This window comes from Mesorhizobium sp. M7A.F.Ca.CA.001.10.2.1, from assembly GCF_003998575.1.
Lineage (GTDB): Bacteria > Pseudomonadota > Alphaproteobacteria > Rhizobiales > Rhizobiaceae > Mesorhizobium.
On record NZ_RZQY01000702.1, the window covers coordinates 1 to 3063 of the forward strand.

Consider the following 3063-nt stretch of genomic DNA (forward strand, 5'->3'; position numbering starts at 1 on the left):
GCTTCACCAATCTCCTGCATCTCTATTCGCCCGATGTGCTGGTCGTCGGCGGTGGCATCGCCAATGGGCTCGATCTGATGCTGCCGACCATCGAGGCGACCATCAGGCAACGGGCCATGCGCGCCTATCGCGACGTGCCGGTCGTTCAGGCCCAGCTTGGCCGCCATGCCGGGCTCGTCGGCGCCGCCAGCCTTGTGCTGTTCGACGACGGGGGCACTTTGGCAGCCCGCATGCCTGTCGGCCCAAGCACGTTTCCGGACACGCCGCTGAGCAAGACCGGCACGGTCTGACGTTGCGACCTGCATGACAAAGGCCAGAGGCAGCACGCCTCCGGCCTTTTACGCATTGACCGCGCGTCATTACTCGGCGGGAACAACGTCCGCCGGCAGGCTATCGTCGGCCGTGCCCGCCAGCGCTCTGGCCAGCTTGGCCTTGTCGAGTTCGCCTTCCCAGCGAGCCACCACCAGCGTGGCGACAGCATTGCCGACGAAGTTGGTCAACGCCCGGCACTCCGACATGAAGCGGTCGACGCCGAGGATCAGCGCCATGCCGGCGACCGGCACCGCCGGAACCACCGACAGCGTCGCGGCAAGGGTGATGAAGCCGGCCCCGGTGATGCCGGCGGCACCCTTGGAGGAAAGCATGGCCACCAGCAGCAGCAGGATCTGGTCACCCATAGACAGGTGGATGTTGGTCGCCTGTGCGATGAACAGCGCCGCCAGCGTCATGTAGATGTTGGTGCCGTCGAGGTTGAAGGAATAGCCGGTTGGGATGACCAGGCCGACGACCGAGCGCTTGGCGCCGGCCTTCTCCATCTTTTCCATCAGCGAGGGCAGGGCGGCTTCCGATGAGGAGGTGCCCAGCACCAAAAGCAGCTCTTCCTTGATATAGCGGATCAGCGACAGGATGGAGAACCCGTTGTAGCGGCAGACCGCGCCAAGCACGACGAACACGAACAGGAACGACGTCACGTAGAAGGTGCCGACCAGCATAGCGAGATTGATCACCGCGCCGATGCCGTATTTGCCGATGGTGAAGGCCATCGCGCCGAAGGCACCAATGGGGGCCGCCTTCATCAGCACGCTGACCAGCTTGAAGATCGGTGTCGTCAGCGCCTGCAGGAAATTGAGCACGGGCGTGCCCTTGTCGCCGACCAACGCCAGCGCGATGCCGAACAGCACCGAGAAGAACAGCACCTGCAGGATGTCGCCGTCGGCGAAGGCGCCGACGATGGTCGACGGGATGATGTTCATCAGGAACCCGGTGACCGACTGGTCGTGCGCCTTGGCGGCGTAATTGCTGATGGTCGAGGCGTCGAGCGTCGCCGGGTCGATGTTGAAGCCGGCGCCCGGCTGCACGACATTGGCGACGACAAGGCCGATGATCAGAGCCAGCGTCGAAAAGGTGAGAAAATAGAGCATCGCCTTGCCGGCGACACGCCCGACCTTCTGCAGGTCGCTCATGCCGGCAATGCCCGTAGTCACGGTCAGGAAAATGACGGGGGCGATGATCATCTTGACCAGCTTGATGAAGGCGTCGCCGAGCGGCTTCATGCTCTCGCCGACCGACGGATAGAAATGGCCGAGCAGGATGCCGACGGTGATCGCGACGAGCACCTGCACGTAGAGTTGGGCATAGAAAGGCTTGCGCTGCGCGGAAGACGCGCCTGAATGGTCTGCGATGTGCATCGAACTCTCCCTGGCCGGATGGGGCGGAGCGCCCTGCGTGACTTCTCCCATCGCGGCGCTCCGGTCGCACGCCGCTGCCAGGGAGTTTTGCAAGCGCTGTGCCAGTTCGCGGAAAGGCCGGAACCACGGGATTTCCGCCTTTGTCTGACGTCATGCGGCCAAAGCCTGTGCGGATTTCCGCACAGGCAGTGTTTGCCTGGGCGGATTTTCGCATTACACTGGCCGAAAGGCCGCGAGCAAAGGGGAGAGGGCAGACGCCGCAAGCAGGCACCGATAGCGGATCCCCCGGATTTGCCGGCCGTGGATTGCTGCGCGAGGCCGTGGCGCGGCTGCGCGATGGCCGCTGGGTTGCCGTGGTCGTCGCTCTTGCCTTTCTGGCCGGCGTGATTGCCATTGCCGGGCGCATCGCCTCCGGCCAGGCGGCCGATAATCTGCGCGAGACGGCACTCGCCGCACTGCCGCTGGCGGCGGGAACCCTGACCGGCGAAATCGAAAAGCAGCGCCTGGTTCCACTGGTGTTGGCCAGAGACGATGCGGTGCGCGGCGCTCTGCGCCGGGCCGGAAAAATGAAAGAAAAGGCCCTCAACGACAAGCTCAAGTCGATTGCCGGCGATGCCTCGGCATCCGCCATCTACATCATCGATACGGCAGGCATCGCCATATCAGCCAGCAATGCCGACGAACCGGCGAGCTTTGTCGGCATCGATTACAATTTTCGGCACTATTTCCAGGAAGCGATGAGCAAGGGTGCTGCCAGCCAATATGGCCTCGGCACAATCAGCGGCAGACCGGGGCTGTACCTTGCCAGCCGCGTCGACGATGGCGGCAAGCCGCTTGGCGTTGCGGTGCTGAAGGTCGAACTCGACGGCGTCGAAGCCAATTGGCGTTCCAGCGGTTTCCTTGTGTTCATCACTGATGAACGCGGCGTGGTGCTGGCTACCAGCCAGCCCGACTGGCGGTTCCGTGCGCTGGCGCCACTGTCGGCCGAGGACACCGCCGCAGCCCACGAGCATCTCCAATTGGCCGATGCAGGCTTCGAGCCGCTGCCGATCCGGCGCGGCGCTGGTGACGGCCTGGCGACGATCGACAACGCGGGAAAACCGCGCCAGTTCGTCGAGGTGGTGCAGGATTTGCCCGCTGCTGTTCCTGGCTGGCGTCTCTGGCTGCTCACTCCCGCCGACGCTGCTCTTTCATCGGCCGCCAACACGGCGCGCCTGACCACGCTGCTTGGGCTTCTGCTGATGGGCTTGCTTGCCTTCGTGCTTACCCGCCGCCAGCGCGCACGACGGCTGAGGCAGGAGGCGCTGGCGCGGATGAATGCCGAACTGGAGAGCCGAGTCAGCACGCGAACGGCCGAGTTGACCCGCTCCAACAC

General features: G+C 64.3%; 3 protein-coding genes. 2 read left to right on the plus strand and 1 reads right to left on the minus strand.

Features of this window, described 5'->3' with window-relative positions; translation table 11 throughout:
* A partial coding sequence (locus EN964_RS30285; RefSeq protein ID WP_127277117.1) for an ROK family protein occupies window positions 1–290 on the plus strand: 290 nt, incomplete at its 5' end.
* Window positions 291–359: 69 nt separating this feature from the next.
* Here the strand turns inward: EN964_RS30285 and EN964_RS30290 are convergent.
* Window positions 360–1688: a dicarboxylate/amino acid:cation symporter gene (locus tag EN964_RS30290; RefSeq protein WP_127270823.1), complete on the minus strand. Its 1329-nt coding sequence runs from the start codon at window positions 1686–1688 to the stop codon at window positions 360–362.
* A 140-nt stretch (window positions 1689–1828) separates the two neighbouring features.
* Here EN964_RS30290 and EN964_RS30295 point away from each other — a divergent pair.
* Window positions 1829–3063 (plus strand): cache domain-containing protein (locus tag EN964_RS30295; protein ID WP_373565078.1); only part of this gene is annotated, 1235 nt, incomplete at its 3' end.

Coding starts and splice junctions, on each gene's coding strand:
- EN964_RS30290 (WP_127270823.1), bottom strand. CDS start 1,688: ATGCACATCGCAGACCATTCAGGCGCGTCTTCCGCGCAGCGCAAGCCT.